Annotated in this window: 23 protein-coding genes; 14 read left to right on the forward strand and 9 right to left on the reverse strand. The window is 68.0% G+C overall.

The window, feature by feature from the left end:
* The first annotated feature begins 14 nt into the window (after positions 1-14).
* Entirely contained in the window at positions 15-1,034 is a 1,020-nt protein-coding gene (gene trpS, locus ACZ7SW_RS25255) for a tryptophan--tRNA ligase (RefSeq protein ID WP_470232817.1), read from the forward strand.
* A 67-nt stretch (positions 1,035-1,101) separates the two neighbouring features.
* Complete coding sequence (locus ACZ7SW_RS25260) at positions 1,102-2,115, forward strand: YhjD/YihY/BrkB family envelope integrity protein (RefSeq protein ID WP_470232818.1); 1,014 nt, start codon at positions 1,102-1,104, stop codon at positions 2,113-2,115.
* A 72-nt stretch (positions 2,116-2,187) separates the two neighbouring features.
* Here ACZ7SW_RS25260 and ACZ7SW_RS25265 read toward each other — a convergent pair whose 3' ends face one another.
* Positions 2,188-3,417: a D-alanyl-D-alanine carboxypeptidase family protein gene (locus ACZ7SW_RS25265; protein WP_470232819.1), complete on the reverse strand. Its 1,230-nt coding sequence runs from the start codon at positions 3,415-3,417 to the stop codon at positions 2,188-2,190.
* A 42-nt stretch (positions 3,418-3,459) separates the two neighbouring features.
* Between ACZ7SW_RS25265 and ACZ7SW_RS25270 the strand changes: the two genes are divergently transcribed.
* Both ACZ7SW_RS25270 and ACZ7SW_RS25275 read left to right on the forward strand, forming a co-directional pair.
* Positions 3,460-3,705, forward strand: coding sequence for an SCO4848 family membrane protein (locus ACZ7SW_RS25270; protein WP_470232820.1), 246 nt, complete (start codon positions 3,460-3,462; stop codon positions 3,703-3,705).
* Positions 3,706-3,783: 78 nt separating this feature from the next.
* On the forward strand, positions 3,784-5,166 hold the full coding sequence (locus ACZ7SW_RS25275; protein WP_470232821.1) for a S8 family peptidase: 1,383 nt from the start codon (positions 3,784-3,786) through the stop codon (positions 5,164-5,166).
* A gap of 65 nt (positions 5,167-5,231) precedes the next feature.
* Here the strand turns inward: ACZ7SW_RS25275 and ACZ7SW_RS25280 are convergent, their stop codons facing one another.
* Genes ACZ7SW_RS25280 through sdhC form a run of 4 tightly spaced genes read right to left on the reverse strand, consistent with a single transcriptional unit; the run spans position 5,232 to position 8,665 of the window.
* The gene (locus ACZ7SW_RS25280) at positions 5,232-6,005 is read right to left on the reverse strand and encodes a succinate dehydrogenase iron-sulfur subunit (RefSeq protein WP_470232822.1); all 774 of its coding nucleotides are present in this window, start codon (positions 6,003-6,005) and stop codon (positions 5,232-5,234) included.
* Positions 6,005-7,759, reverse strand: a complete 1,755-nt coding sequence (gene sdhA, locus ACZ7SW_RS25285; RefSeq protein WP_470232823.1) for a succinate dehydrogenase flavoprotein subunit — start codon at positions 7,757-7,759, stop codon at positions 6,005-6,007. Before sdhA ends, ACZ7SW_RS25280 begins: the two co-directional genes overlap by 1 nt.
* 35 nt (positions 7,760-7,794) lie before the next feature.
* A complete protein-coding gene (locus ACZ7SW_RS25290) occupies positions 7,795-8,211 on the reverse strand; it encodes a succinate dehydrogenase hydrophobic membrane anchor subunit (protein WP_067589564.1) in 417 nt (138 codons plus the stop codon).
* Between the two features lie 4 nt (positions 8,212-8,215).
* Entirely contained in the window at positions 8,216-8,665 is a 450-nt protein-coding gene (gene sdhC / locus ACZ7SW_RS25295; RefSeq protein WP_078870582.1) for a succinate dehydrogenase, cytochrome b556 subunit, read from the reverse strand.
* A 554-nt stretch (positions 8,666-9,219) separates the two neighbouring features.
* On the opposite strand from sdhC, the gene ACZ7SW_RS25300 reads away from it, so the two are divergent.
* The 6 genes from ACZ7SW_RS25300 (at position 9,220) to ACZ7SW_RS25325 (ending at position 16,083) form a co-directional block, all read left to right on the forward strand.
* Positions 9,220-10,365, forward strand: coding sequence for a BMP family lipoprotein (locus tag ACZ7SW_RS25300; RefSeq protein WP_470232824.1), 1,146 nt, complete (start codon positions 9,220-9,222; stop codon positions 10,363-10,365).
* A 79-nt stretch (positions 10,366-10,444) separates the two neighbouring features.
* The gene (locus ACZ7SW_RS25305) at positions 10,445-12,010 is read left to right on the forward strand and encodes an ABC transporter ATP-binding protein (protein WP_470232825.1); all 1,566 of its coding nucleotides are present in this window, start codon (positions 10,445-10,447) and stop codon (positions 12,008-12,010) included.
* On the forward strand, positions 12,007-13,104 hold the full coding sequence (locus tag ACZ7SW_RS25310) for an ABC transporter permease (RefSeq protein WP_470232826.1): 1,098 nt from the start codon (positions 12,007-12,009) through the stop codon (positions 13,102-13,104). Before ACZ7SW_RS25305 ends, ACZ7SW_RS25310 begins: the two co-directional genes overlap by 4 nt.
* A gap of 47 nt (positions 13,105-13,151) precedes the next feature.
* Positions 13,152-14,384: an ABC transporter permease gene (locus ACZ7SW_RS25315; RefSeq protein ID WP_470232868.1), complete on the forward strand. Its 1,233-nt coding sequence runs from the start codon at positions 13,152-13,154 to the stop codon at positions 14,382-14,384.
* Positions 14,384-14,773, forward strand: coding sequence for a cytidine deaminase (locus ACZ7SW_RS25320; RefSeq protein WP_009072565.1), 390 nt, complete (start codon positions 14,384-14,386; stop codon positions 14,771-14,773). The genes ACZ7SW_RS25315 and ACZ7SW_RS25320 overlap by 1 nt, the downstream gene beginning before the upstream one ends.
* The gene (locus ACZ7SW_RS25325) at positions 14,770-16,083 is read left to right on the forward strand and encodes a thymidine phosphorylase (protein ID WP_470232827.1); all 1,314 of its coding nucleotides are present in this window, start codon (positions 14,770-14,772) and stop codon (positions 16,081-16,083) included. Before ACZ7SW_RS25320 ends, ACZ7SW_RS25325 begins: the two co-directional genes overlap by 4 nt.
* Positions 16,084-16,146: 63 nt before the next feature.
* Here the strand turns inward: ACZ7SW_RS25325 and ACZ7SW_RS25330 are convergent, their stop codons facing one another.
* Positions 16,147-17,241: a PA containing protein gene (locus ACZ7SW_RS25330; RefSeq protein ID WP_470232828.1), complete on the reverse strand. Its 1,095-nt coding sequence runs from the start codon at positions 17,239-17,241 to the stop codon at positions 16,147-16,149.
* A 211-nt stretch (positions 17,242-17,452) separates the two neighbouring features.
* On the opposite strand from ACZ7SW_RS25330, the gene ACZ7SW_RS25335 reads away from it, so the two are divergent.
* Both ACZ7SW_RS25335 and ACZ7SW_RS25340 read left to right on the forward strand, forming a co-directional pair.
* Positions 17,453-18,544: an adenosine deaminase gene (locus tag ACZ7SW_RS25335; RefSeq protein ID WP_470232829.1), complete on the forward strand. Its 1,092-nt coding sequence runs from the start codon at positions 17,453-17,455 to the stop codon at positions 18,542-18,544.
* 103 nt (positions 18,545-18,647) lie between these two features.
* Positions 18,648-19,865 carry an MFS transporter gene (locus ACZ7SW_RS25340; protein ID WP_470232830.1) on the forward strand — a complete coding sequence of 406 codons (1,218 nt, stop codon included), beginning with the start codon at positions 18,648-18,650 and terminating at the stop codon, positions 19,863-19,865.
* Between the two features lie 326 nt (positions 19,866-20,191).
* Here ACZ7SW_RS25340 and ACZ7SW_RS25345 read toward each other — a convergent pair whose 3' ends face one another.
* A complete protein-coding gene (locus tag ACZ7SW_RS25345; protein ID WP_470232831.1) occupies positions 20,192-21,445 on the reverse strand; it encodes a primosomal protein in 1,254 nt (417 codons plus the stop codon).
* A gap of 153 nt (positions 21,446-21,598) precedes the next feature.
* Here ACZ7SW_RS25345 and ACZ7SW_RS25350 point away from each other — a divergent pair, with 153 nt between their 5' ends.
* A complete protein-coding gene (locus tag ACZ7SW_RS25350) occupies positions 21,599-24,103 on the forward strand; it encodes a DEAD/DEAH box helicase (RefSeq protein WP_470232832.1) in 2,505 nt (834 codons plus the stop codon).
* A gap of 76 nt (positions 24,104-24,179) precedes the next feature.
* Here ACZ7SW_RS25350 and ACZ7SW_RS25355 read toward each other — a convergent pair whose 3' ends face one another.
* Both ACZ7SW_RS25355 and ACZ7SW_RS25360 read right to left on the reverse strand, forming a co-directional pair.
* Positions 24,180-25,337: an FAD-dependent monooxygenase gene (locus tag ACZ7SW_RS25355; protein WP_470232833.1), complete on the reverse strand. Its 1,158-nt coding sequence runs from the start codon at positions 25,335-25,337 to the stop codon at positions 24,180-24,182.
* Between the two features lie 19 nt (positions 25,338-25,356).
* Entirely contained in the window at positions 25,357-25,938 is a 582-nt protein-coding gene (locus tag ACZ7SW_RS25360; protein ID WP_470232834.1) for an NADPH-dependent F420 reductase, read from the reverse strand.
* A gap of 73 nt (positions 25,939-26,011) precedes the next feature.
* On the opposite strand from ACZ7SW_RS25360, the gene ACZ7SW_RS25365 reads away from it, so the two are divergent.
* Positions 26,012-26,329, forward strand: coding sequence for a winged helix-turn-helix transcriptional regulator (locus ACZ7SW_RS25365; RefSeq protein ID WP_470232835.1), 318 nt, complete (start codon positions 26,012-26,014; stop codon positions 26,327-26,329).
* Positions 26,330-26,349 lie beyond the last annotated feature (20 nt).

Below are 26,349 nucleotides of genomic sequence, written 5' to 3' on the forward strand. Positions count from 1 at the left end.
GAAAGAATCTCGGCGTGTCCGACGAACAGAACGGGCGCCTGCGGGTGCTTTCCGGGATCCAGCCGACTGCCGACTCCTTCCACCTCGGCAACTACCTCGGCGCCCTGCGTCAGTGGGTGCGGCTGCAGGACACCCACGAGACCTTCTACTGCGTCGTCGACCTGCACGCGATCACCGTCGAGCAGGACCCGAAGGTGCTGCTGGAGCGGACGCGGCGCTCAGCCGCACAGCTGCTCGCCATCGGGGTCGACCCGGCGCGCAGCGCGCTGTTCGTGCAGAGCCACGTGCCCGAGCACGCTCAGCTGAGCTGGGTGCTCGAATGCCAGACCGGCTTCGGCGAGGCCGGGCGGATGACGCAGTTCAAGGACAAGGCCGCCAAACAGGGCAGCGACCACGCGAGCGTCGGCCTGTTCACCTACCCGGTGCTGATGGCCGCGGACATCCTGCTGTACCAGACCAACGCGGTGCCGGTCGGCGAGGACCAGCGGCAGCATCTCGAGCTGACCCGCAACCTCGCGCAGCGGTTCAACAGCCGGTTCGGCAAGACGTTCGTCATGCCGGAGCCGTTCATCGTCAAGGACACCGCCAAGATCTACGACCTGCAGGAACCGACGGCGAAGATGAGCAAGTCGGCGGCGACCGCCAACGGGCTCATCGAACTGCTGGAAGACCCGAAGCGCTCGGCGAAGAAGATCCGTTCCGCGGTCACCGACACCGGCCGCGAGGTCCGGTTCGACCGCGAGGAGAAGGCGGGCGTCTCCAACCTGCTGACCATCTACTCGGCGCTGACCGACCGCACCGTCGAAGACCTCGAAACCGCTTACGAGGGCAAGGGTTACGGCGATCTCAAGAAGGATCTCGCCGAGGTGCTCGTCGACTGGGTCACGCCGCTTCAGGAGAGCGTCCAGTCCTATTTGGACGATGTCGCCGAGCTGGAACGGATCCTCGCCGCGGGCGCGCACCGGGCGCGCGAGGTCGCGTCGGCCACGCTCGCGTCGGTCTACGAGCGGATCGGGTTCCTGCCCGCCCGCTGATCGCGACCGGTAACCGCGCGGGCACGCTCGCGTTGCGGCGCCCGGTCGCCGTGGTTAGCGTTTTCCGGTGGCGAAAGAGACCGGTGACAAGGAAAAGCTGCTGCCCCGGCTGCGGCGGAAGTACCCGTGGCTGGATCACCTGATCCGCGCCAACGACTCCTTCAACGAAAACTACGGCAACCATTACGCGGCGGCGATCACCTACTTCAGCGTGCTGTCGGTGTTCCCGATCTTCATGGTGGCGTTCGCGATCGTCGGCATGGCGCTCGGGCACAACACCGCGGTGATCGACCAGATCACGCACGGGATCGACAGTTCGGTCCCCGAAGGCCTGCGCGGCCTGGTCACGCAGATCACCGACACCGCGCTGAAGTCCGGCAGCGGCATCGGGATCTTCGGGTTGCTGCTGGCGCTCTACTCCGGCATCGGCTGGATGGCCAACCTCCGCGACGCGCTCACCGCGCAGTGGGGCCAGGAGAAGAAGACGGAACCGTTCGTCGGCAAGACGATCAAGGACCTGCTGTCGCTGGTCGGGCTCGGGCTGGCGCTGATCGTGTCGTTCGCGATCACCGCGGCGGGCAGCGGCCTCGGCGAACTGCTGCTGGAACTGGTCGGGCTGGAAGGCCAGGGGTGGGCGAAGTTCCTGCTCCACGCCGCGACGATCGTGCTCAGCCTGCTCGCCAACGCGCTGGTTTTCCTGTGGGTGATCGCCCGGCTGCCGCGCGAGCACGTCGCGCTGCGGAGCGCGGTCAAGGGCGCGATTTTCGCGTCTGTCGGGTTCGTGATCCTGCAGCAGGTGGCGACGGTCTACCTGGCTAGCGTCACGAAGTCGCCGTCGTTCGCGTTGTTCGGGCCGGTGATCGGCTTGCTGGTGTTCGCGAACCTGGTGTCGCGGTTCCTGCTGCTGGTGACGGCGTGGACGGCGACCGCACGGGAGAACCAGCGACGCGTGGTGCAGCCGCCCGCTCCGGTGTTGCTGGAGCCGCGGGTGACGGTGCAGACCGGGTTGGGTCTCGGTTCCGTGGCCGGTGCGTTCAGTGCTGGCGCGCTGCTGGCGTGGCTAGGCAGGCGGAAGGGCTGACTCTCTTCGCGAAGGACGCCTTGGGGAAATCTGATTTCCCCAAGGCGTCCTTCACGGACCTAAAACTGGTCGTTACGCGCGGGCGTTGCGCTTTCGCTGATAGCCGATGACGAACCCGGCCACGATGATCACCAGCACGATCACCGTCAGCACCCAGCCGGTCGTGCCGAACGGGTCCGGCTTCTCCGCCGCCGCGGTCGTCGCGCCGGCGGGGGTGACCTGCTTGTCCGACATCGGGGCGGCGTCGGCGCTCAGCGGCTGGTAGGCGATCCGACCGACCGGCTGCGCGCCGCTCTTCTCCAGCGCGAAGCCGTAGTCGAGCAGTTTCGCCGCCTGGTCGACCACCTTCGTCGGGCGCTGTTCGGCCCGCATCATCACGATCGCGAGGCGGTGGCCGTCGCGTTCCGCGCCGCCGACGTAGGTGTGCCGCGCGTCGTCGGTGAAGCCCGTTTTCCCGCCGAGGAAACCGGGATACACGCCGAGCAGTTTGTTGTCGTTGAACACCGGGATCGGCGGCTTCCCGTCGATCGCCGGGATCGTGTAATTCTTCGTCGCGACCGCCTTGGCGAATTCCGGCTGCTTCATCGCGTAGTGGAAGACCAGGCTCAGGTCGTACGCCGAGGTCGACATGCCCGGTCCGTCGAGGCCGGACGGGGTCGCCGCGCGGGTATCGGTCGCGCCGATGCGGGCGGCGAGCGCGTTCATCTTGACGACTGCCGCGTCGACGCCGCCCAGCGCCGTCGCGAAGGCGTGCGCGACGTCGTTGCCCGAGTGCATCAGCAGGCCGTGCAGCAGCTGGTCCACCGTGTAGTGCCCGCCCGCGGTGATGCCGACGCAGGTGCACTCCTGCTCGGCGTCCTCCTTCGTCGGGACGATGATTTGGTCCGGCTTCAGCTCGGTGACCACCACCAGCGCCAGCAGCGTCTTGATCAGCGACGCCGGCCGCTCGCGTGCGTGCGGGTCCTTCGCCGCGACGACCGCGCCGGTGTCGAGATCCTGCAGGACCCATGACGCCGAGGTGTCGCCAGGAGGCAGCGCGGGCGCGCCCGCCGGGAGGATCGGGCCGCAGCCGCCCAAACGGTCGCCGCCGACCGGCTGGGCGGGCATCGGAAGCGGCGGCGGGACGGTCTGGCCCGGCTTCGGCTTCTCCGAGGTGTCCACCGGAGCCGGCGGCGCGGCGTGCTCGGTGCATTGCTCCGCCATCGCCGGTGCGGCGAGGGCGACAGGCGCGGCGACGGCTACGAGGGCTGCGGCGAGTGGCGCGGCGAATGCTCGCAGCGACCGGGCGAAAGCAGGGTGCACCCACGCAATCTAGCGCCGATGGTCCGGCGGCATACTCGAGACATGCGCATTTCACGAGGTACAGCGATGGCCTTGTTCGCTTTCGGCATCTGGTCCTGGATCATTTGGATCACGTTCGCGAAGAATCTGTGGGCCAGCAACCAGTCCTGGGCGGCCGACGGTTCACCCACTGGGTACTTCATCGTGCACGCGGTGCTGACCGTGGTGTCGTTCGTGCTCGGCACCGCCATCGGGGTGCTCGGCTGGCGCGGCGTTCGGGCGACCTCGAAGGAGCGAGCGAACACCTGATGCGGGGATGAGTCCTTTGGTCGGTGGCGGGACGCGGCCGGGCTGGCTTAGTTTCGGGCGTCCGACCATGGAGGCTAAATGTCCCGTTTACGTCGATTGCTCGTTCCGATCGCGGTGGCCGGGGTCGCCGCCGGCACGGTGGCCGTGCCAGCGTCCGCCGCGCCCGCGCCGTCGTGTGACACCACCAGCGCCCAGTACAGCTATGTCGTGCTGTACCAACCGAGCGAGAAGCAGCGTTCGGTCGACGCGGAGCTGAGCGCCAAATGCGGCGAGCGGATCGCGTACTACCCGGAGATCGGCGTCGCGGTCGCCAGCTCGCGCAACGCGGATTTCGCCGACCGGCTCGGCGTGAAGCGGGCGTACTCGGCGGGCAAGGACGTCGCCGCGAAGGCCGCCGCCCGAGCCGGATCGCGCTCGGCGATCGGAATGCTGGAGCGGACGGAGAGCGTCGCCGCCGGTGACGATTTGTCGACTCAGCAGTGGGACATGCGTGCGATCCACGCGCCGGAAGCGAACAAGATCAACCCCGGTTCGCGATCGGTCACCGTCGGGGTGCTGGATTCCGGCATCGACGCCAAGCACCCCGCTCTCGCGCACGCGGTGGACCCGCAGTCGTCGACCGGCTGTGTCACTGGCGCGCCTGATGCTTCCGCGTGGACACCGACGAACTCCGACCACGGCACACACGTCGCCGGCACCATCGCGGGCAAGGACGTTAAGCGCGGCTTCACCGGCATCGCGCCGGGCGTGCGGTTGGCGTCAGTGAAGGTCGTAAACGACGACGGCTACATCTTCCCGGAGGCGGCCGTCTGCGGCTTCGTCTGGGCCGGGCAGCACGGCTTTCAGGTGACGAACAACAGCTACTACATCGACCCCGGGATGTTCTACTGCCGCAACGAAGCAGGCGACGCTGCCGCGTACGAGGCCGTACGGCGCGCTGTCACTTACTCGACGCAGCGCGGGACTCTCAACGTCGCTGCGGCGGGCAACTCCGGCTTCGACGTCCGTACGCAGACTGTCGACCCGAACCGTCCACACAAGATTGACTCTTCGTGCGGCATCCTGCCGAAGGCGATCGACGGCGTGGTGACGGTGTCCGCGGTTGGTTACGCCGGGACGAAGGCTTACTACTCCAACTACGGCTCGGTCACCGTCACCGCGCCGGGCGGGGATTCGGGCCAGGCACCGCCTTCCGGGCAGGGCGCAGGATGCCCGCTGTCGACGATTTTCAACGGCGCTTACGGGACGAAGTGCGGCACCTCAATGGCTTCCCCGCATGCGGCTGGGGTTGCGGCTCTGCTGGCTTCTACGCATCGGAACGCGCCGCCGCGCGCTTTGGCGGCTTTGCTTACCGCGGAGGCGGATCCGGTGGCTTGCGATGTTTCGGCGTGTGAAGGGCCGAAGCAGAACAACTCGTATTACGGGCGTGGTCTCGTCAACGCCCTCGACGCAGTCCACTGACGTCCGTGAGGGGAACCCTGAGGGAATCAGATTCCCTCAGGGTTCCCCTCACGGACCTTCGAAGATCAGACGCGCTTAAACAGCAGCGCGCGCTTCACTTCCTGAATCGCCTTCGTCACCTGGATCCCGCGCGGGCAGGCGTCGGTGCAGTTGAACGTCGTGCGGCAGCGCCACACGCCCTCACCGTCGTTCAGGATGTCCAGCCGCTCCTCGGCGCCCTCGTCGCGGGAGTCGAAGATGAAGCGGTGGGCGTTGACGATCGCCGCCGGGCCGAAGTACGAGCCGTCGTTCCAGTAGACCGGGCAGGACGACGTGCAGCAGGCGCACAGGATGCACTTGGTGGTGTCGTCGAACCGGTTGCGGTCGGCCTGGGACTGGATCCGCTCGCGGGTCGGCTCGTTGCCGTAGGTGATCAGGTACGGCTTGATCGCCCGGTACGCCTCGAAGAACGGGTCCATGTCGACGTAGAGGTCCTTCAACGTCGTCAGGCCCTTGATCGGGGCGATGGTGATCTCGGTCTTCTTGCCGTTCTTCGCGAGCAGGTCCTTCAGCAGCACCTTGCAGGCCAACCGGTTGATCCCGTTGATCTGCATCGCGTCCGAACCGCACACGCCGTGCGCGCACGAGCGGCGGAAGGAGAACGTGCCGTCGATGTAGTCCTTCACATAGAACAGCAGGTTCAGCACGCGGTCGGTCGGCTGCGCCGGGACGTCGTAGGTCTCCCAGTGCGGCTCCTGATCGACCTCCGGGTTGAACCGCAGGATCTTCAGCGTGACCTGGATCGGCGTGTGCTCGTCGGACGCCTTGGAGGAGGGCGCCTCTGGGGTGGCCGTCGTCATCAGTACTTCCGCTCCATCGGTTCGTAGCGGGTGAAGGTGACCGGCTTGTAGTCGAGCCGGATGTCGGACGACAGCCCCTCGCCCTGCTTGTAGGCCATGGTGTGCCGCATGAAGTTCGTGTCGTCGCGGTTCGGGTAGTCCTCGCGGGCGTGGCCGCCGCGGGACTCCTTGCGCGCGATCGCGCCGACGACCAGCACCTCGGCCAGCTCCAGCAGGAAGCCGAGTTCGACGGCCTCGAGCAGGTCGGTGTTGTACCGCTTGCCCTTGTCCGCCACGGTGATCCGCTGGTAGCGCTCCTTGAGCGCCTGGATGTCGGTCAGCGCCTGCTTCAGCGTGTCCTCGGTGCGGTACACCGAAGCGTGCGAGTCCATCGTCTGCTGCATTTCCTTGCGGATGTCGGCGACGCGCTCGTCGCCGTGCTCCGACAGCAGCAGCTCCAGCTGTTCCTCGACCAGGGTGGTCGGGCTCTCCGGGAGTTCGACGTGGTCGTGCGCCAGCGCGTACTCCGCGGCGGCGATGCCCGCGCGGCGGCCGAACACGTTGATGTCCAGCAGCGAATTCGTGCCGAGGCGGTTCGAACCGTGCACCGACACGCAGGCGACCTCGCCCGCGGCGTACAGGCCAGGGATGACGTGCTCGTTGTCGCGCAGCGCCTCGCCGTGGATGTTCGTCGGGATGCCGCCCATGACGTAGTGGCACGTCGGGAACACCGGCACCGGCTCCTTGACCGGGTCGACGCCCAGGTAGGTGCGGGAGAACTCGGTGATGTCCGGCAGCTTGGTCTCGAGGACCTCGACCGGAAGGTGGGTCACGTCGAGGACGACGTAGTCCTTGTTCGGCCCGCAGCCGCGGCCCTGCAGCACCTCCTGGACCATCGACCGGGCGACGATGTCGCGCGGCGCGAGGTCCTTGATGGTGGGGGCGTAGCGCTCCATGAACCGCTCGCCGTCGGCGTTGCGGAGGATGCCGCCCTCGCCGCGCACGGCCTCGGAGATCAGGATGCCGAGGCCGGCCAGGCCGGTCGGGTGGAACTGGAAGAACTCCATGTCCTCCAGCGGAAGGCCCTTGCGGAAGATGATGCCGAGGCCGTCGCCGGTCAGGGTGTGCGCGTTCGAGGTGGTCTTGAAGATCTTGCCCGCGCCGCCGGTGGCGAACACGATCGACTTCGCCTGGAACACGTGCAGCTCGCCGGTGGCCAGCTCGTAGGCGACCACGCCCGACGCGATCGGGTTGCCGTCCTCGCCCTCGGACAGGACCAGGTCGAGCACGTAGAACTCGTTGAAGAACTCGGTGCCGTGCTTGACGCAGTTTTGGTACAGCGTCTGGAGAATCATGTGCCCGGTGCGGTCCGCGGCGTAGCAGGCGCGGCGCACCGCGGCCTTGCCGTGGTCGCGGGTGTGCCCGCCGAAGCGGCGCTGGTCGATCTTGCCCTCGGGCGTCCGGTTGAACGGGAGGCCCATCTTCTCCAGGTCGAGGACGGCGTCGATGGCCTCCTTGGCCATGATCTCCGCGGCGTCCTGGTCGACGAGGTAGTCACCGCCCTTGACGGTGTCGAAGGTGTGCCACTCCCAGTTGTCCTCTTCGACGTTGGCCAGCGCGGCGCACATGCCGCCCTGTGCCGCGCCGGTGTGGGACCGGGTCGGGTACAGCTTGGTGAGGACCGCGGTGCGGGCGCGCTGACCGGACTCGATGGCCGCGCGCATGCCGGCGCCGCCCGCGCCGACGATCACCACGTCGTACTTGTGGAACTGCATAGGGAAAGACTCCGCTGGCTAGTGGTGGGTGCGCCTCAGGAGGCAGGCATCTCGGGGTCGAACGTGAAGATCACCATCGTGCCGACGGCCAGGATGAGCGCCATCGAGACGTAGAGCAGGATCTTCAGCCAGAACCGGGTGGAGTCCTTGCGCGCGTAGTCGTCGATGATCGTGCGCAGGCCGTTGCCGCCGTGGATCTCGGCGAGCCACAGCATCGCCAGGTCCCAGAACTGCCAGAACGGCGAGGCCCAGCGGCCGGCGACGAAGCCCCAGTTGATGCGGTGCACGCCGCCGTCGAGGATGTTCATGATGAACAGGTGGCCCAGCACCAGGATGATCAGCGCGAGCCCGGAGATGCGCATGAACAGCCAGCTGTAGAGCTCGAAGTTGCTGCGCCGGGCGGACGGACGCCGCGGCGAGCGCGGCTTCTCGAGGATCAGAGCGTCGGCCATGGGATCAGGCACCCCCGAAAAGCGTCTCGACGGTGCGCTTCAGCATGAAGAACGCACCCGGAACCATCACGACCACCCACACGACGCCGATGACCCAGAGCATCGTCTTCTGGTACTTCGGGCCCTTGGCCCAGAAGTCGACCAGCAGGACGCGCAGCCCGTTGAGGGCGTGGAACAGCACCGCGCCGACAAGGCCGACCTCGAGCAGGTTCACGATCGGCGTCTTGTACGTCTCGATGACCTGGTCGTAGGTGTTCGGCGACACGCGCACGAGCGCGGTGTCGAGCACGTGCACGAACAGGAAGAAAAAGGTCAGCACGCCGGTGATGCGGTGAAGCACCCAGGACCACATGCCGGGGTCGCCCCGGTAGAAAGTTCCCTGCCGGCGTGAGGCACCCGCCCGATCGCTAGCTCCTGCCCCGCTTTCGGTGGCAGTGCTCGCCGTGGTGGACATCGGTGAACGGCCTCCAACGTCATGACTGTCGTGCCCGGGTGACCGGTGAGGTCCGCACCCGCGGCCGGGGTCGGTCCACTGGGGACAACTCCGGCGACGGTGCCGAGATCAGGGGCCATCGAGCGTGGATGCATGGATGCTAGACCCGACCCATACGCGCGGCTCACCTCCGGGTTCCTCTCTGTGACAGACCAGACACCGGTGACCACGGCAGACCACTCGGACGTGTGGTCTGGAGCACGTCGAAGCGGTCCGTGAGGGGAACCCTGAGGGCCTCTGATTCCCCTAGGGTTCCCTTCACGGACCTTTCCCGGGCGAAAGGGCGCCACGGTGAGTGAGCGTGGGGGGATAGGCGAGGCCTGTTGATCACGGTCGGCGCCGGAATGGTCGCGGATCGAGCCTCCGAGTAAACGTTTGTGTTACGTAGCGTGCCGTTCCTATGGCGGTTACCCGGCGGTTGGGTACGGTCTGCCAGTTGAGCCCGGGCGACCGTGACCGGGCCGTTCCTGGATCGTCCGCTGGATCAGCGGGGAGGGAGACACACGTTGCGTCGCATGCGTGGAACCGCGCTGGCCGCCGCGACCATGGCCGGGGTGCTTGCACTGGCCGGGTGCGCGAAGGACACCGGGGGAAGCAACAACAACGCGTCCGGTTCGGACGGTAATTCGGGCTCGAACTGCATCACCGCCCCGAAGCCGCCCGCCGCCGCTCCGGCCGCAGCCACGAGCAGCAGCGCCGCCTCGGGCAAGGTCGACGGCAGCAAGCTCAAGGTCGGCCTGGCCTTCGACGTCGGCGGTCGCGGTGACGCTTCCTTCAACGACGCGGCCGCCGCGGGCACCGACCGGGCGAAGTCCGACCTCGGCGTCCCGACCGTCAACGAGAGCACCGCGAGCGCGAGCGAGAGCGAAGCCGCCAAGCAGCAGCGGCTCGAGCAGATGGCGCAGCAGGGCATGAACCCGATCGTCGCGGTCGGTTTCGCTTACGCGCAGTCGGTGAAGGCCGTCGCCGCGAAGTACCCGAACACCAAGTTCGCGATCGTCGACGACGACTCGATCACCCTGCCGAACGTCACGCCGCTGGTCTTCGCCGAGGAGCAGGGCTCGTTCCTGGCCGGCGTCGCCGCCGCGTACAAGAGCAAGAAGTGCCACGTCGGCTTCGTCGGCGGCGTGAACACCCCGCTGATCCAGAAGTTCGAGGCGGGCTTCCTGCAGGGCGCGAAGGCCGTTTCGAGCAAGATCAAGGTCGAGGACGAGTACCTGACGCCTGCCGGTGACTTCTCCGGTTTCCAGGACCCGCCGAAGGGCAACGCGAAGGCCGCCGCGGAGATCTCCCGCGGCGCGGACGTCGTCTACCACGCCGCCGGCGCCTCCGGTAAGGGCGTGTTCGACGCGGCGAAGCAGAACAACGCGCTGGCCATCGGCGTCGACTCCGACCAGTACAACCAGAAGACGGTCGCCGCCGACAAGGACATCATCATCACGTCGATGATCAAGCGCGTCGACGTCGCGGTGTTCGAGTACCTGCAGGCCGTCGCGAAGGGCGACCTGAGCACGGTGCCGAAGCGCTTCGACCTCAAGTCCGACGGTGTCGGCTACTCCACCTCCGGTGGCAAGGTCGACGACATCAAGGACGTGCTCGACGGGTACAAGGCCCAGATCGTTTCCGGCGCCATCAAGGTTTCGGACAAGCCGGCCAAGTAACGCTCACGACGCGTCAGGGCTCGGAAGGATCTTCCTTCCGGGCCCTCACGCGTTTCGACAGAACGGGATGTCCCCTCCGATGACCGAGATCGAGGCCGAAGCCGTCCCCGACCGGGGCGTGCCGGCCGTCCAGCTGACCGGGATCACCAAGCGGTTCCCCGGCGTCGTCGCGAACTCCGACGTCAACCTCACCGTCGCGGCGGGCGAGGTGCACGCGCTGTGCGGCGAGAACGGCGCGGGCAAGTCGACGCTGATGAAGATCCTGTACGGGATGCAGCAGCCCGACGAGGGCAGCATCGCCATCAACGGCGCCGAGGTGAAACTGCGCAACCCGCAGGACGCCATCCGCACCGGGATCGGCATGGTGCACCAGCACTTCATGCTCGCCGACAACCTGACCGTCGCGGAAAACGTGTTCCTCGGCGCGGAGCCGCTGCACGGCATCGGCCGCGCGGCGCGGGTCCGGCTCGCGGAATTGTCGAAGCGGACCGGGCTGCACGCGAAGCCGGACGCGCTGCTGGAGGAACTCGGCGTCGCCGACCGCCAGCGCGTCGAGATCGTGAAAGTCCTTTACCGCGGCGCGAAAATCATCATCCTCGACGAGCCGACCGCCGTGCTCGTTCCGCAGGAAGTGGACGCGCTGTTCGCCACCGTCCGCGAGATGCAGGCCGACGGCTACACGTTCCTTTTCATCTCGCACAAGCTCGACGAGGTGCGCGCGATCGCCGACACGGTCACCGTGATCCGGCGCGGCACCACGGTCGGCACCGCGGATCCGAAGAAGATCACCAGCCGCGAACTGGCCGAGATGATGGTCGGTTCGGAGCTGCCGAGCCCGGAGACGCGCGAGTCGACGGTGACCGACCGCGAGGTCCTGCGGGTGCGCGAGCTGCGGCTGTCCGCCGAAGGCTCCGAGCGCAACGTGCTGGACCACATCTCCTTCACCGTGCACGCGGGCGAGGTGCTCGGCATCGCGGGCGTCGAGGGCAACGGCCAGACCGAACTGGTCGAGACGATCATGGGGATGCGCAAGGCGTCCGGCGGCCACATCGAGTTGACTCCGCCGGACGGCGAGACCCGCGACCTGGTCAAGATGGGCACGCTGGCCCGGCGCGAGGCGGGGATCGGCTACATCGCCGAGGACCGCACGCGGTACAGCCTGCTGCTCACGCAACCGTTGTGGGTCAACCGGATTCTCGGTTACCAGACGCGCGAACCGGTGTCCGGCGGGCAGTTGCTCAACATCGCGGGCGCGCGGGAGGACACCGAGCGGATCGTGCGCGAGTACGACGTCCGCACGCCCGGCATCGACGTTCCGGCCGCCGCGCTGTCCGGCGGGAACCAGCAGAAGCTGATCGTCGGCCGCGAGCTGTCCGGGAACCCGGTGCTGCTGATCGCTTCGCACCCGACGCGCGGTGTCGACGTCGGCGCGCAGGCGTTGATCTGGGAACAGATCCGTCAGGCGCGTGCCGACGGCCTCGCCGTGCTGCTGATTTCCGCGGACCTCGACGAGCTGATCGGGCTGTCCGACACCATTCGCGTGATGCTGCGCGGGCGGCTCGTCAGCGAGGCCAACCCCGCCACCGTCACTCCGCAGGAACTCGGCTCTGCCATGACCGGCGCCGAAGAAGGTGAAGACTCATGAGTTCGTGGCGCACGCGGCTTTTGCCGCCTCTGCTCGCGATCGCGTTCGCAGTGGTCCTGTCCGCGATCGCGCTCGTCATCTCCGGCGCCGACCCGTTGCAGGCGTACGGGACGATGATCGGCCAGCTGTTCAAGGGTTCCACCGCGGTCGACACGGTGAACCTCGCGACGGTGTATTACCTCTCCGGTCTCGCCGTGGCGATCGGGTTCCAGATGAACCTGTTCAACATCGGCGTCGAGGGCCAGTACCGGTTCGCCGCGGTGGTCGCCGCCATCATCGGCGGGGCGCTGCAGCTGCCGCCGGTCATCCACACCATCGTGATCCTGCTGGTGGCCATCGTTTCCGGTGCGCTGTACGCGACGATCCCGGCGGTGCTCAAGGTGACCCGCGGCGTCAGCGAGGTCATCTCGACGATCATGCTGAACGCGATCGTCGCCGGCATCATCGCGTTCCTGATCAACGCCGACCAGTTCGGCGTGCAGACCGGCAACAACATCGGGACCAGGGTGATCGCGCCGTCCGGCCGGATCCCGGGCATCCCGCTCGGGTCGGGCACGCTGTTCGGGTTCGTGTTCATCGCGATCGTGATCGGCGGCGCGTACTGGTTCATGTTGAACCGCACCAGGTTCGGCTTCGAACTGAAGGCGAGCGGCGAGTCCTCGACCGCCGCCGCGGCCGGTGGCGTGAGCGCGAAGAAGATGACGCTCATCGCGATGCTGCTGTCGGGTGCGGTGGCCGGTCTGGTCGCCATGCCGGAACTGCTCGGCCGCGACTACAGCTACGGCATCACCGCGACCCAGATGTACGGCTTCACCGGCATCGCGGTCGCGCTGCTCGGGCGTAACCACCCTGGCGGCATCGCGTTCGGCGCGCTGCTGTGGGCGTTCCTGGACACTTCCGCGGTGTCGCTGGAGCAGATTCACGTGTCCAAGGAAATCGCGACGATCATGCAGGGCGTCATCGTGCTCTCGGTCGTCGTGGCGTACGAGATCGTGCGCCGGGCCGACCTCGCCGCGGAACAGCGCAGGGTGGGCAGGGCGCTCGCCGGCAACGGCCGCAAGGGCGCCTCGGTCGCGGAAGGCGGTGCGGTGTGACCACCACGACGGAGTTCTCCCGGCCGGGCCCGGAGTCCGGGACGCCGATGCCGGTCAAGCGCAAGCGGCCGCGGATTCCCGGCTGGCTGCGCGGCGTGATCTGGGCCGTGGTCGCGATCGCGGTCATGTCCACCGCGTCGTACGCCACCGGCGTTTCGGCGCTGACGTCCAGCAACACCGCGTCGACCGCGTTGCGGCTGGCACTGCCGATCCTGCTGTGTGCGCTGGGCGGTCTCTGGGCCGAGCGCGTCGGCGTGATCAACATCGGCCTCGAAGGCATGATGATCCTCGGCACCTGGGGCGCGGCCTGGGGTGCGTATTACGGCGGCGCGTGGGTCGGCCTGCTGGCCGCGATCGCGTTCGGCGCGCTGGGCGGGCTGCTGCACGCGGTGGCGACGGTGACGTTCAACGTCAACCACATCGTCTCCGGCGTCGCGATCAACCTGCTCGGGCTCGGCGTCGCGAAGTATCTGGCGAATCTGATTTTCGAGCCGCTGTCGGGAAACCCGCGCCAGTCGCCGCCGGTGCCGAAGTTCGACACCTATTCGGCGGCCGGATTGTCGGACTGGCTTGGCTCGCTGGAAAACCAGCAGCGCGTCGGGCTCTCTGACGTCGCGGGCATTCTGCGCGGGCTGGTGACCGGTGTCGCGCCGCTGACCATGCTCGCGATCTTGCTGGTCCCGGTGAGCTACTGGATTCTCTGGCGCACGCGGTTCGGCCTGCGGCTGCGTTCGTGCGGCGAGAACCCGGTCGCGGCGGAGTCGCTCGGCGTGAACGTCTACCGCTACAAGTACGTCGGCGTGCTGATTTCCGGCGGGTTCGCGGGCATGGGCGGTGCTTCGCTGGTGCTGCTCAAGGGCGGCGCGGACTACCTGGAGAACCAGACCAACGGTCGCGGCTACATCGGTCTGGCCGCGATGATCTTCGGCAACTGGCGGCCCGGTGGTCTGCTCGGCGGTGCCGCGCTGTTCGGGTACTCGGACGGTCTGCAGCTCGCCGGTGGCGGCGACGCGGTGCTGGCGTTGCTGTACGGCGCGGTCATTCTGCTGGCGATCATCGTGATCGTGCAGCTGATCCGGAAGCGCTGGCTGGCGGCTGCGCTCGGCGTGGTCGGCGCTGGCATCCTGTACGCGATCTACTGGACCAACGACACTCTGCCGAGCGACTTGATCCCGTACACCGCGCACTTCGTGACGCTGATCGTGCTAGCCGTTGCGTCGCAACGACTTCGGCCGCCCAAGGCGGACGGTGCGCAGTACCGGCGAGGTGAGGGCGACTGATGTCCGAAGTGGACTGGGAAGCTTTGCGCGCAGCTGCGGTTTCGGCTGCTTCGCACGCTTACGCGCCTTATTCGGGACTGCACGTCGGTGTCGCGGCCATTGTGGACGATGGTCGGCAGGTGACCGGGTGCAATGTCGAAAACGCTTCTTACGGCTTGGGTTTGTGCGCTGAGTGCACAATGGCCGGACAATTGCGACTGTCCGGCGGTGGCCGGTTGGTCGCGGTGGCTTGCCGCAGTGGTGCTGGCGAATTGCTGATGCCGTGCGGCCGTTGCCGGCAGATTCTGTTCGAACTCGGCGGTTCCTCTTGTCTGGTCGACACTCCGCGCGGGGTGCTGCCGATGTCGGAGGTGCTGCCGGACGCGTTCGGGCCGGAGGATCTGCCGTGACGCCCGCCGGCGCACTTCCTCCCGCGGAGGCGGCATCAGACCCAGTCGCGGTAGACGTCATTCGAGCCAAGCGTGACGGCGGACGGCTGAGCGACGAACAGATCGACTGGGTCGTCGACGCGTACACGCACGGGGCCGTCGCGGAAGAGCAGATGGCCGCGCTGGCCATGGCGATTTTCTTGCGTGGCATGGACGAGGGCGAGATCGCGCGCTGGACCGGCGCGATGATCGACTCGGGCTCGCGGCTGTCGCTGGACGTCGCGCGCCCGACCGTGGACAAGCACTCGACCGGCGGCGTCGGCGACAAGATCACCTTGCCGCTGGCTCCGCTGGTCGCCGCGTGCGGTGCCGCGGTGCCGCAGCTGTCCGGACGCGGGCTCGGCCACACCGGCGGGACGCTGGACAAACTGGAGTCGATCCCCGGCTGGCGCGCGGCTTTGTCTTTGGACGAAATCGCGGCTCAGCTGAACTCAGTCGGCGCGGTGGTCTGTGCGGCGACTGAGGGGTTGGCTCCGGCGGACAAGAAGCTGTACGCGCTGCGGGATGTCACGTCGACCGTCGAGTCGGTGCCGTTGATCGCCAGCTCGATCATGAGCAAGAAGATCGCCGAGGGTGCTTCGGGGCTGGTGCTGGATGTGAAGGCTGGCTCCGGGGCGTTCATGAAGACGGTGCCCGAGGCGCAGCTGCTGGCGCGGACGCTCGTGGACATCGGCACGGCGCACGGCGTCGCTTGCACGGCGTTGATCACCGACGTGAGCACGCCGCTCGGACGGGCGGTCGGGAACGCGGTCGAGGTCGCCGAGGCGGTTGAGGTTCTGCGCGGCGGTGGCCCGGCTGACGTCGTCGAGCTGACGGTGGCGCTGGCGCGGGAAATGCTTGCGCTGGCGGGCATTTCCGTCGATCCGGCCGAGGTGCTGGCCTCTGGCGAGGCTTACGAGGTGTGGGCCCGGATGATCACCGCGCAGGGCGGGGATCCTTCGGCTGCCTTGCCACGCCCGGAGCATGTGCACGTGGTCGAGGCACCCGCTTCGGGAGTGCTGACTTCGCTGGACGCCTACGCGGTCGGTGTCGCCGCGTGGCGGCTCGGGGCTGGTCGGGCGCGCAAGGAGGATCCGGTGCAGGCGGCGGCGGGGATTTTGTGCCACGCGAAGCCGGGGGACGCCGTGGTGGCGGGGGAGCCGTTGCTGGAACTGCACACGGACACTCCGGAGGCAATCCCGGCGGCTCTTGCTGCGCTGGAGGGCGGGTTCGCGGTGGGTGCGGAAGCGCCTGCTTCGCGGGAGATCGTGCTGGACACCGTTCGGCCCTGATCCTCTTCGCAAACGACGAAGCCCCCATCCAGATCCTGGACGGGGGCTTCGGTCATTCAAGCTTCAGTCAGTCGACTCGTCCGAGTCGCCACCGGCCTTGGCCTTCGCGTCAGCGGCCTTCGGAGAGCGGCCGTTGCGCGAGCTGGCGCGGCGCGGCTGCCGCGGGGCGGGCGGCGGCGGGGCGATCTGCTGCACGGCCGGTCCGCCGCCGAGCATCAGTTCCGCGAACGTCGCCATCGCTTCGTCCAGCTGGCCGCCGATGCGGCGGACGGATTCGTCGTTGCTGCGGCGCACCAGCGAGTCGACCGAGTCGGTGTCCGGCTGCTTCGACAGCGTGTTCTCGACCTTCGACAGGCCGCTGCGCACCGAGCCGTCCAGGTCGCCGATGCGGCCGGTGACGTCGTCCTCGACCTTGTCGATGCGGCCGGACAGGTCGTCGAGACGCTGGGTGATCGTCTCGAGCTTCGTGCCCACCGAGTCGAGCCGGGCGGCCGGGTCGATCATCTCGCCGGTGTCGGAGACCGCGCTCTTCAGCGCGTCGGTCGCGGTGGCGATGCGTTCCTTCGTCGCGCGGTCCAGTTCGTCCACGCGCGAGCGCAGTTCCTGGTCCGTGGTCTCGATCCGCTCGCGCAGCGACGCCTCGGCCATCTCGATCCGGTCGCGGATCGGGCCCTGGGTGGCCTGCGGCAGCGACTCCAGCTTCGTGTCCTGCTTGTCCAGGTGCCCGCCCAGCTCGTCGAGCCTGCGGTGGATGTTCTGCAGCTTGTCCTCGAGCCCGTCCATCCGGCCCGCGACGCCCTCGAACCGCGCCGCCACGCCGTCGAGGCGTCCGTCGAGCTGAGCGAACGGCTTCGCCAGCTTGTCGACGATGCTTTCCACCGCGTGCGTGAGCGCGGCGATCGCGTTGTCCTGGGACTCCAGCCGCGTCATCGCCTCGTCGAGGCGCTCCGCCAGCACCCCGACCTCGGTCCGGTCCGGCATTTCCGACAGCCGCTTGCGCACCGCGCCGAGGGAGTCCACCGGGGCGAGCCGGGCGTAGATGTCGTCGAGCGCGTCGAAGATCTGCTGCTGCTCGCTCTCACGAACCTCGGCCGCGCGCACCAGCATGTTGCGCATCCGGTCGAACGACGGAGCGGCAATGTGGTTGTCAGTGGTCACTGCGGTGTCCTTCGTCGGCGGGGAAAATGGAAGGGACTGACCCGAGCTTATCGATGAAGAAAATTGCTGTGCGTATGGCCCCCGGGGAACGCGGATAACGGCCGTGCCACCCGGATGGCCGATTCCTTGCGCAGAGTGCTGAGCAGAGGGTTGTTCCGGTGCTCTCGGTTACGGCCAGGTAGGGGAATGACAGCGAGGCTACCGTTGGAGCATGTCGGACGTAACCCCGTTGAGCGCGGAGATCCTGCGCCGTGCCCCCAAGGTCCTGCTCCACGATCACCTCGACGGCGGCTTGCGCCCGGGGACGGTCGCCGAACTCGCCGAGGATCTCGGCTACCGGGAACTTCCCGCGACGGATCCCGAGGAACTGGGGCGCTGGTTCCGGGCCGCGGCGGACTCCGGTTCGCTGGTGTCGTATCTCGAAACGTTCGCCCATACGTGTGGTGTCATGCAGACCGAGGAAGCGCTGGTCAGGGTTGCCGCCGAAGCGGTGGAAGACCTGGCCGCGGACGGGGTTGTCTACGCCGAGCTGCGGTACGCGCCGGAGCTGTTCGTGGAGCGCGGACTGTCGCTCGATGCAGTGGTTGAGGCCGTCCAGGAAGGCTTCGCCGAAGGGACGCGGAGGGTAGCCGCGGGCGGCGGCCGGATCCGGGTGCGGACCCTGTTGTGCGGGATGCGCCAGCACGCCCGCGCGCTCGAGATCGCCGAACTCGCGGTGCGCTACCGCGACGCCGGCGTGGCCGGATTCGACATCGCCGGACCGGAGGACGGATTCCCGCCCACCCGCAATCTGGACGCATTCGACTATTTGCGCCGGAACAATGCGCACTTCACTATTCATGCCGGCGAAGCGTTCGGACTTCCGTCGATCGGCGAGGCAATCCAGTACTGCGGTGCGGAACGGCTCGGGCACGGCGTTCGGATCGCCGAGGACATCACCACCGACGCCGACGGAAATGTCCATCTTGGACGGTTGGCCGCCTACGTCCGCGACCGGCGGATCCCGCTGGAAATCTGCCCCTCGTCGAATGTCCAGACCGGAACTGTGCCGTCGCTGGCCGAACATCCCATCGGACTGCTCGCCCGGCTGCGCTTCCGCGTCACCGTCAACACCGACAACCGGCTGATGAGCGGATGCACGATGACCAGTGAATTCGCCGCGCTGGCCGAGACGTTCGGCTTCGGCCTCGACGACTTCCGCTGGTTCACCATCAACGCCATGAAATCCGCGTTCCTCGATTTCGACGAGCGGCTCGAGCTGATCGAGAACGTCGTCAAACCCGGGTACGCGGCGCTCGGCTGAATCCCGGCTCTCCGAACGCGGCCGCCTCCGAAAGGCGGTTGCGTTCGTTAGCTATGCCAACTATCGTTCACTATGTAAGACACATTTCTCAAATAGTGAGACGGTGGACGGAATGGCGCAGGTCGAGACCGGGGAGCAGGTGCGGCAAAAAGGCAGCTCGCGACGGTGGTTGATCCTCGCGCTCGGCCTCGCCGCGCAGACCGCCAGCTGCTCCTTCCTTTACGGGCTGCCGTTTCTCGTGCCAGCCATGCGCGAAGCGGATCATCTGACGCTGGCCCAAGCGGGCACGGTCGTCGCGGCGCCGAGCATCGGCCTGTTGCTGACGCTGATCGCCTGGGGCGCGGCTGCGGACCGTTACGGCGAGCGCCTCATCATGGCGCTCGGCCTGGGTGTTTCGGGACTACTCCTCGTGTATGCCGCCCTGTGGCACCACCCGGTCGGCCTTCTCTTTGGAGTGTTCCTGGTCGCCGGTGCGTGCACGGCCTCGGTGAACGCGGCGAGCGGCCGGGTCGTGATGGGCTGGTTCGCCAAATCCGAACGCGGCGTGGCGATGGGGATCCGGCAGACGGCGCAACCGCTGGGCGTCGGCGTGGCCGCGCTCGGGCTGCCGCCGCTGGCCGCGCAGTGGGGATTCCAGGCGGCGATGCTGCTGCCGGCCGCGTTGGCGATCTTCGTGGCGCTGTTGGTCGCGGCGTTCGTCGTGGACCCGCCGCGGCCGCCGCGCGCGGCGAAGGGTGAACGGCCGCCGTCGCCGTACCGCAAACCGTGGCTGTGGCGAGTGCACGGCGCGAGCGCGCTGTTGGTGGTTCCGCAGTTCGCGGTGTCCGTCTTCGCGCCGGTGTATCTGGTGTCGCAGCATCAATGGACCGCCGCGCAGGCCGGGGTGTTCGTCGCGGTGGCTCAGGTGCTCGGCGCACTCGGGCGGCTGGCGTCGGGGTATTGGTCGGACCGGGTCGGGAGCCGGTTGCGGCCGATGCGGCAGCTCGCTGTGGCCAGTGTCGTCGTGATGCTGCTGGTCGCGGTCGGAGACGCGACCGGGCTGTGGTTGGTTCTGGCGGCACTGGTTCTGGCGGCGGTGATCACGGTGGCGGACAACGGTCTTGGCTTCACCGCGTCGGCCGAGCTGGCCGGTGTCGCGTGGTCGGGGCGGGCGATGGGGACGCAGAACACCGCACAGAACATCGCCGCGTCGCTGACGCCGCCGTTGCTGGGCTTGGTGATCGGGGATAGCCGATACGCGCTGGCGTATTGTGTGGCGGCGGTTTTTCCGCTGCTGGCAATAGGTTTGGTGCCGGTGCGGGCGGAGTCTGAAAAGGACTAAGTGTCGTCGCCAGGTCTCGGGTGATCAGCTGCGACATCGCGGAGACCAGCGGGGCGAGATCCGCGGCTACGTCACCCTCCCGAAGCGACCGTTGGCGCCGTCGAGAAGGCGACGAGCTGGGTGTATCCGGCGGTCGAGATGGTCGGCAAGCTGCTGCCGGGAATGCTGGAGCGCGGCAGCGGCGGCTTCCTGTTCGCCGGGCGGCCGGAAAATACAGCGACGCCGGCGGCCGCATCCTGGATCCGGATGCGATCGCCGGCGTCGCCTGGAAGGTGTTCTCCGCCGGTTACCCGGCCGAGAGCCGTGTTCGACGCTCTCTGAGAGGTTCAGACCACCGTGAGGCGGTTCTCGAAGTCCTCGACCAGCTTGCGCCAGGCGCTCTGCTCGGTGTCGAACGGAGCGCTCGGCTCGAGCCGGCTCGGGTCCGGCCGCAGCACGAACGACACCAGCCAGCCGAGGCTTTCGTTGGCCGCCAGCGCGGTTTCGACAGTGTCGTCGCCTGCCCATTCGGCCGCGTCGGTGATCAGCTCGACCGCCAGTTCCAGCTGGGTCGGGTCGATCGACTCCGGGCCCTCGGCGATGTCCTCGTCGAGGCCGGGGAAGACGTAGGTGTTGTCGGTGTCGACCTCGACCTCCAGCTCGTCGGCCGCCGCCTTCTCCCGCACCTCGTCCCACGTGGACACGGCGGCGATGTCGGTGTCGGCGAGTTCGTCGCCCGCCTTGATCGCCTTGAGCAGCGCCTTCGGCGAGCTGAACACGTCGATCTCGCCGTCGTTGCCGAGGAACACCGGCTTGTCGTCGAGGTAGCAGCGCAGCGTGTAGTACTCCGCGCCGGAGGTGACGATCTTGATCGGGTCGATGCCGACCTCGCCCCAGAAACCGACCGGCTCGTCCTCGGCGTCCTCGTCCTCGGCGTCGACCGCTTCGAGGTCTTCGGGACCGCCGTCCTCTTCGCCGGCCTCCGCCTCAGCGGACTCCTCGTGGAAGGCGGCCAGCTCTTCGGCGGTCTGCTCCAGCACCGCGGCGTCGACGTCCGGCACGGTCACCAGGTTGTCGATCGCGTCGAGCACGGTGTCCCACTTCTCGGAGACGGCCTTCGACAGGTCGTTCCAGAGCGCTTCGCCCTCGCGCCCGGTGAACGGCAGCCGGCCCTGCTCCAGCAGCGAGAAGCCCTCGTAGGCGTCGAGCACCTCGTGCACCTCGTCCAGCTCGCACACGTCGGCGAGCGAACGCACGATGCCGACGATCTCGGCGAGCTCGCCGATCGTCCACGAGTCCGGCTCCTCGGCGACCAGTTCGGGCACGCCGACGAGGTCGTAGGAGTGGTCGTCGTCGGGGATCAGCTCGGGCACGTTCAGCGCGGGCACCGCGTCCCACGCCGGGTGGTCGAGCAGGTCGTGCTGCTCGGCCGTGCGCACGAAAGCGGCCAGGTGCGCGGCGTCCGGGAAGGCGTACAGGTCGTCCTCGTCGCCGAGGAACGCTTCCCACTCCTCGCCGTCCTCCCGCCATCGCGGGGCCCAGAGGGTGACCACGTCGCCCTGCGGCAGCCCGAGCTCGATCGGGATGATGTCCTGTGCCATTGCCGAATCCTCCGCGAGTACCGCCCGTGTGCGCGCCCGCCTGTCCGTTCCCCTCCGGCAGCGCGCGGTACCGGAAGCCTACGGGTTAGGGCAAGCACCCGCGATCTCCCCTGCACCCGCGGGCCGCGGCGGGATGGCACGATAGGTGCCGCGATGACTCTCACCGACCTCCTGCCAGCGGATCCCGACGCAGATGCCCTGTTCGAAGCCTTCACGACGTGGACGGCCGAACGGGGGATCGAGCTGTACCCCGCGCAGGAGGAGGCGGTGATCGAGGTCGTCTCCGGGGCCAACGTCATCCTGTCGACGCCGACCGGCTCCGGCAAAAGCCTCGTGGCGGTCGGCGCGCACTTCACCGCGCTCGCACACGGCAAACGCAGTTTTTACACCGCGCCGATCAAGGCGCTGGTCTCGGAGAAGTTCTTCCAGCTCATCGAGATCTTCGGGGCCGACCAGGTCGGCATGATGACCGGCGATTCCAGTGTCAACGCGGACGCCCCGATCATCTGCTGCACCGCGGAAATCCTGGCGAACATCGCGTTGCGCGACGGTGCCGACGCCCCGGTCGGCCAGGTCGTCGCCGACGAGTTCCACTTCTATTCGGAACCGGACCGCGGCTGGGCGTGGCAGGTCCCGCTGATCGAGCTGCCGAACGCGCAGTTCGTGCTCATGTCGGCCACGCTCGGCGACGTCTCGTTCTTCGAAAAGGACCTGACCCGGCGGACCGGGCGGCCGACCGCGGTGGTCACGTCCGCGGAGCGGCCGGTGCCGCTCACCTTCCGGTACGCGCTCACGCCGCTGCACGAGACGATGTCCGAGCTGCTCCACGGCGGCCAGGCCCCGGTGTATGTCGTGCATTTCTCGCAGGCCGCGGCCATCGAGCGGGCGCAGACGCTGATGAGCATCAACGTCACGACCAAGGCGGAGAAGGAAGCGATCGCCGACCTGCTCGGCGACTTCCGGTTCTCCGCCGGCTTCGGCAAGACGCTCTCGCGGCTCGTGCGGCACGGCATCGGCGTGCACCACGCGGGCATGCTGCCGAAGTACCGGCGGCTGGTCGAAACGCTCGCGCAGTCCGGGCTGCTGAAGGTGATCTGCGGGACGGACACGCTCGGCGTCGGCATCAACGTGCCGATCCGGACGGTGGTGTTCTCGGCGCTGACGAAGTACGACGGGGTGCGGCAGCGGCATTTGAAGGCGCGCGAGTTCCACCAGATCGCCGGGCGCGCGGGCCGGGCCGGGTACGACACCGACGGTTACGTGGTCGTGCAGGCCCCGGATCACGTGGTGGAGAACGCGAAGGCGCTGGAGAAGGCGGGCGACGACCCGAAGAAGAAAAAGAAGATCGTCCGGAAGAAAGCGCCGGAGGGCTTCGTCAACTGGACCGAGAGCACGTTCGACCGGCTGATCGCGGCCGATCCGGAACCGCTCACGTCCAGTTTCCAGGTCAGCCACTCGATGCTGCTGAACGTGATTTCGCGCCCCGGCAACGCTTTCGACGCGATGCGGCACCTGCTGGAGGACAACCATTCGGACCGCCCGACGCAGCGGAAGCTGATCCTGCGGGCGATCGAGATCTACCGTTCGCTGCTGGCCGCTGGTGTCGTGGAACGGCTGCCCGAGCCGGACGCCGAGGGGCGCATCGTCCGCCTGACGGTGGACCTGCAGTTCGATTTCGCGTTGAACCAGCCGCTTTCGCCGTTCGCGCTGGCGGCGATCGAACTGCTGGACATGGAGTCGCCGTCGTACGCGCTGGACGTGGTGTCCATTGTGGAATCCACTGTGGACAACCCGCGGCCGGTGCTGTCGCAGCAGCAGTTCAAGGCCCGCGGCGAGGCCGTGCAGGCGATGAAGGCCGACGGCATCGAGTACGACGAGCGGATGGACCTTCTCGAATCCGTCACGTATCCGAAGCCGCTGGAGGAGCTGCTTAACGCGGCTTATCAGTCGTATCGCGCCGGACATCCGTGGGTGGCGGATTACGAGCTGTCGCCGAAGTCGGTGGTGCGCGATATGTACGAGCGCGCGATGAACTTCGTGGAATACGTGGGCTTTTATCAGCTCGCGCGGTCCGAGGGTTTGGTGCTGCGCTACCTCGCCGACACCTACGACGCGCTGCGGCACACCGTGCCGGACGAGGCGAAGACCGAATCGTTGCAGGACCTCATCGAATGGCTCGGCGAATTGGTGCGCCAGGTCGACTCGAGCCTGCTGGACGAATGGGAAGCGCTGCGGCATCCGGACGAGGAGGGGCCGGTGTCGCACCGCCCGCCCGCCGAGCCGCCCGCGGTCACACGCAACGAGCGGGCCTTCCGGGTGCTGGTGCGCAACGAGTTGTTCCGCCGGGTGGAGCTGGCTTCGCGCCGGGCTTACGACACTTTGGGCTCGCTGGACTCCGGCTCCGGCTGGGACTCCGACGCGTGGGAAGACGCGATCGAGGACTACTTCGACGAGCACGATTCGCTGGGGATCGGCCCGGACGCGCGCGGCCCGGCGTTGCTGCTGATCGAGCAGGAGCCGGATTTGTGGCGGGTGCGGCAGATCTTCGACGATCCGGCCGGCGACCATGACTGGGGAATCAGCGCGGAGGTGGATCTGCGCGCGTCGGACGAGGTGGGCAGTGCCGTGGTCCGGGTCGTGGACGTCAATCAGCTCTGAGGACCGCTCGGCCGGGATGCGGGTAGGCGGTCCGTGAGGGGAACCCTGAGGGAAACAGATTCCCTCAGGGTTCCCCTCACGGCCTGGGCTGGTCCAGGATCGGTGGCTGCCAGCGCGTGTAGCGCAGCATCGACCGGGCCATCACCGACGTCGGCATGGCCCGGAACAGGAGATTCCGCACCGCGATCCCGGCCGGGTTCGTCAGCTGCTGGCCCATCCTGGCGGTTTGCCGGGCGGCTCGCGCGATCGCTTGGCTGCGTGGGCGGCGCTCAGCGTCGTACCGGGCGAGCGCGGTGTCGATGTCGGTTGAGGACAGCGCATGCGCCAGCGTCACGGCGTCTTCCAGCGCCTGGCAGGCGCCCTGGCCGAGATTCGGTCGCATCGCGTGCGCGGCATCGCCGAGGAAAGCCACCCGACCGGACACATAGGACGACAGCGGCGTTACCAGCTCGTGCACTTCGTGGTGCAGAACGGCTTCCGGCGCGGTCACGTCGAGCAGTGCGGCGATTGGTTCGTGCCACGAGCCGAAGCGGCGGCGCATTTCGGCTATCGGATCGGAATAGCGGGTGCCTGGCGGAACGGTCAACACGGCGTGCCATTCGGCTCGGCCGTCCGCCAGCGCGATGTACCCGAACTCGACCCCGCGGCCCCAGGTGAGGTTGAAGTCCGAAGAGGACAGTTCAAACGGCTCGGCGGTGATGGCGCGAATGACGGTCGATCCACTGTAGACAGAACCTGGGTGCGCGGGAAAGAAGTGCTTGCGCAACCGGCTGTTGACACCATCGGCGGCGACGATCACGTCAGCCTCGTGGCGCCCGGACGCGGTGAGCACGGTGCTGCCCTCGACGGCGGTGACTTCATCCCGGACCACCGGCGAGGGCAACAGCGCGCGCAACAACCGATGCAGTTCGTATCGCGCGATGCCTACGATCGGAGTTCCGGCGACGCGTTCGAGTTCGGCTCCGTCCATGCGGGCCAGCCAGGTGCCGCGCGGGCTGCGCGTGCTTACCGTGCGCTGGAAGCAGCCGGCGGCGCGAAGTGCGTCGCCGGCTCCCAAGGCGTCCAGGGCTCGAACACCGTTGGCGGCAAGGGAAATGCCGGAACCGGCGTCGTCCAGTTCGCCGGGCAGGCGCTCGAAGACCGTGACCTTCCAGCCGGCTCGCGACAATCCGATCGCCGCGGCCAGGCCGCCGATTCCGCCTCCGACGACGATTGCTCTTCCGCCTGTCGACACCAGGCCAGGATAGGGCGATTCAGGCGCTCATGAGCATGGAACGCGCATCCAGCCCGTCGAACCACAGGCCGATCGCCAGCCCGGCGGCGGCTTCCAGCAGAGCGGCTCGGTCCAGACCACCGGCGGGCAGGGGAGTGCAGCCCCGGTCTTTGACCAGCTCCGTTGCCACAGCGACCGCGTCCGGGGCGCCGCACAGCGGGACGCCGAGCGGACGGCCTTCGAACAGCGGCGGAGTCATCCGCCAGACGTCCACGTGGGCGAGGTTGAACGCCTTCACCACCGAAGCGCCCGGCGCGTATTCGGCGATCCGGGCGGCCACCGGTTCGCCGGTCGCGCCGGGGGTGTTGGTGCAGTCGATGAGGATCTTGCCGGTGAGATCCAGCGGGGTGAGCAGGGCTTCGAGGGCGGTGCTGGGGACGGCCAGCAGGATGACGTCCGCACGGGCGGCGGCGTCGGCCCAGTCCAGAACCTCGGCACCGAGTTCAGCTGCCAAGGCGGCCACACCAGCGGGGGAGCGGCCGGACACGGTCAGGTCGTGCCGGGTCCATTGGCCGCCGAGGGCGGAAGCCATTCCGCCGGTGCCGAAGAGGGCGATGCGCATGGGAAGGTCTCCTGTCGTCGCGTGGTTGTACGGAAGCGACGTTAGGGACCGGAGCAGGAACCGAAAGGTAACCATGGAGTTCATCGCCGACTGCCGCACCCGGCTCGCGTTCGACCTCGTGGCGAACACCTGGCATCCAGTCGTGTTGTGGGCGTTGAAGAACGGCCCGCTGCGGCACGGCGAGCTGCGCACGCGCATCGGCGGGATCAGCGCGAAGGTGCTCACCGAGGCGGTGCGCAAGCTGGAGCGGGACGGGCTTGTCGAGCGCTCGGAGGGGGCGTATCAGCTCACCGGACTGGGGGTGAGCTTTCTCGGGCCGATCGAGGGATTCGGGCGCTGGGCGGCGGAGTACGGGGATCGGGTGGTGGAGGCGCAGGCGCGGGTGTCGTGAGCGGCGATCCCGGATTGCCG

It is taken from the genome of Amycolatopsis sp. NPDC114484, from assembly GCF_055633755.1.

Excerpts from the sequence above, each read along its gene's own strand:
- ACZ7SW_RS25300 (WP_470232824.1), top strand. The coding sequence starts at position 9,220 with ATGCGTGGAACCGCGCTGGCCGCCGCGACCATGGCCGGGGTGCTTGCA.
- ACZ7SW_RS25275 (WP_470232821.1), top strand. The coding sequence starts at position 3,784 with ATGTCCCGTTTACGTCGATTGCTCGTTCCGATCGCGGTGGCCGGGGTC.
- ACZ7SW_RS25320 (WP_009072565.1), top strand. The coding sequence starts at position 14,384 with ATGTCCGAAGTGGACTGGGAAGCTTTGCGCGCAGCTGCGGTTTCGGCT.
- ACZ7SW_RS25335 (WP_470232829.1), top strand. The coding sequence starts at position 17,453 with ATGTCGGACGTAACCCCGTTGAGCGCGGAGATCCTGCGCCGTGCCCCC.
- ACZ7SW_RS25365 (WP_470232835.1), top strand. The coding sequence starts at position 26,012 with ATGGAGTTCATCGCCGACTGCCGCACCCGGCTCGCGTTCGACCTCGTG.
- ACZ7SW_RS25350 (WP_470232832.1), top strand. The coding sequence starts at position 21,599 with ATGACTCTCACCGACCTCCTGCCAGCGGATCCCGACGCAGATGCCCTG.
- ACZ7SW_RS25280 (WP_470232822.1), bottom strand. The coding sequence starts at position 6,005 with ATGACGACGGCCACCCCAGAGGCGCCCTCCTCCAAGGCGTCCGACGAG.
- ACZ7SW_RS25360 (WP_470232834.1), bottom strand. The coding sequence starts at position 25,938 with ATGCGCATCGCCCTCTTCGGCACCGGCGGAATGGCTTCCGCCCTCGGC.
- ACZ7SW_RS25270 (WP_470232820.1), top strand. The coding sequence starts at position 3,460 with ATGCGCATTTCACGAGGTACAGCGATGGCCTTGTTCGCTTTCGGCATC.
- sdhC (WP_078870582.1), bottom strand. The coding sequence starts at position 8,665 with ATGTCCACCACGGCGAGCACTGCCACCGAAAGCGGGGCAGGAGCTAGC.
- ACZ7SW_RS25290 (WP_067589564.1), bottom strand. The coding sequence starts at position 8,211 with ATGGCCGACGCTCTGATCCTCGAGAAGCCGCGCTCGCCGCGGCGTCCG.
- ACZ7SW_RS25305 (WP_470232825.1), top strand. The coding sequence starts at position 10,445 with ATGACCGAGATCGAGGCCGAAGCCGTCCCCGACCGGGGCGTGCCGGCC.
- ACZ7SW_RS25315 (WP_470232868.1), top strand. The coding sequence starts at position 13,152 with ATGCCGGTCAAGCGCAAGCGGCCGCGGATTCCCGGCTGGCTGCGCGGC.
- ACZ7SW_RS25310 (WP_470232826.1), top strand. The coding sequence starts at position 12,007 with ATGAGTTCGTGGCGCACGCGGCTTTTGCCGCCTCTGCTCGCGATCGCG.
- ACZ7SW_RS25345 (WP_470232831.1), bottom strand. The coding sequence starts at position 21,445 with ATGGCACAGGACATCATCCCGATCGAGCTCGGGCTGCCGCAGGGCGAC.
- sdhA (WP_470232823.1), bottom strand. The coding sequence starts at position 7,759 with ATGCAGTTCCACAAGTACGACGTGGTGATCGTCGGCGCGGGCGGCGCC.